2 protein-coding genes and 1 pseudogene are annotated in these 1,409 nt (G+C 71.1%); all 3 read left to right on the top strand.

Features of this window, described 5'->3' with window-relative positions; all coding sequences use genetic code 11:
• The coding region (locus AC2W7M_RS25445; RefSeq protein ID WP_486135890.1) for a biotin transporter BioY at window positions 1-366 on the top strand (366 nt) is incomplete at its 5' end.
• A 59-nt stretch (window positions 367-425) separates the two neighbouring features.
• Entirely contained in the window at window positions 426-881 is a 456-nt protein-coding gene (locus tag AC2W7M_RS25440; RefSeq protein WP_486135888.1) for an RrF2 family transcriptional regulator, read from the top strand.
• Window positions 871-1,409: pseudogene (locus tag AC2W7M_RS25435) on the top strand (NAD(P)/FAD-dependent oxidoreductase); the annotation flags it as partial. The gene AC2W7M_RS25440 and the pseudogene AC2W7M_RS25435, both read left to right, overlap by 11 nt.

Genomic DNA, 1,409 nt, shown 5'->3' with positions numbered 1-1,409 from the left:
TTCCTTCTCGTGGTGCTGCTCGGCGCGCCGCTGCTCGCCGGCGGGCGGGGCGGGCTTGGCATCCTGTTCGGGCCGACCGCCGGCTATTTCCTCGGCTATATCGCCGGCGCCTACGTGACCGGGCTCGTGGCGCCGCGCCTGCCGTTCGGGGCCGCCGTCTCGGCCTTCCTCGCGGCGGTGATCGGCGGCATCGGCGTGGTCTATCTGTGCGGCATCCCGGTGCTGGGCGCGGTGGCGGGCATCGGCCTCCAGAAGGCGGCGCTCGCCTCCGCCGTCTTCATCCCGGGCGACCTCCTGAAGGCGGTGGCCGCGGCGCTGCTGGCCACCACCGTCCTCAAGGGCTGGCGGGCGACCCCGGCGCCCTGAGCCGCCGCCGGCGCCGAACCGGATTGCGGTTCGCCCTGATTTGTAATAAACGAAGTTACATGAAACGCGACAGCCGCCTGTCATCCGCGCTCCACGCGATCCTGCACATGGCCGAGCACGACGGGCCGGTCACGTCGGAGTTCCTGGCCGCGTGCATGAACACCAATCCGGTGGTGGTTCGTCGCACCATGGGCCTTTTGCGCGAGGCGGGCTTCGTCGCCTCCGCCCGCGGGCATGCGGGCGGCTGGCGCATCGCCGTGCCCCTGGAAGACGTGACGCTGCTCCAGCTCCATGAAGCGCTCGGCGAGCCGGAGATCTTCGCCATCGGCCATCGCACCGAGGCGCCGCGCTGCCTGGTGGAACAGTCGGTCAATGCGGCGCTCGACGATGCTTTTGCCGAGGCCGAGGCGGTTCTGCTCGCCCGCCTCTCCCGCGTCACCCTCGCCGCGCTCGCGGCCGACTTCGCGCGCCGGCATGCCGCCTATCGACTGCAGGAGATCGGCATTGACCCATGATGTGATCGTGATCGGCGGCAGCTATGCCGGAATGGCAGCCGCGCTCCAGCTCGTGCGGGCGCGCCGCAAGGTCCTGGTGATCGATGCCGGCGTGCGGCGCAACCGCTTCGCCGCGACGTCCCACGGCTTCCTCGGCCAGGACGGGGCCGATCCCGGCCCGGATCGCCGCCGAAGCCCGGGCCCAACTCATGCGCTATCCGGACCTCGAATGGATCGAGGCGCGTGCCGAGGCGGTGGCCGGCCAAAAGGACTCGTTCGCGGTCTCCACCAGCGACGGCGCGCTCCATCTGGGGCGGCGCCTCGTGTTCGCGATCGGCGTGAGCGATGCGCTGCCCGCGATCGCGGGCCTGGAAGAGCGCTGGGGGCGAAGCGTCTTCCACTGCCCCTATTGCCACGGATACGAACTCGACCGCGGCGCCATCGGCGTGATCGCCGCCGGTCCGATGTCGGTGCATCAGGCCATGCTCGTCAGCGAGTGGGGGACGGTGACATTCTTCGCCGCCGACGGCGCCGCGCCCGACCGACGGC

The sequence above is a fragment of the Xanthobacter sp. BG11Y11_SDJG genome (genome assembly GCF_057364445.1).
Note: the sequence above shows the minus strand (reverse complement) of the source record. Positions and strands in the feature narration are given on the sequence as shown.

Coding starts and splice junctions, on each gene's coding strand:
- AC2W7M_RS25440 (WP_486135888.1), top strand. CDS start 426: ATGAAACGCGACAGCCGCCTGTCATCCGCGCTCCACGCGATCCTGCAC.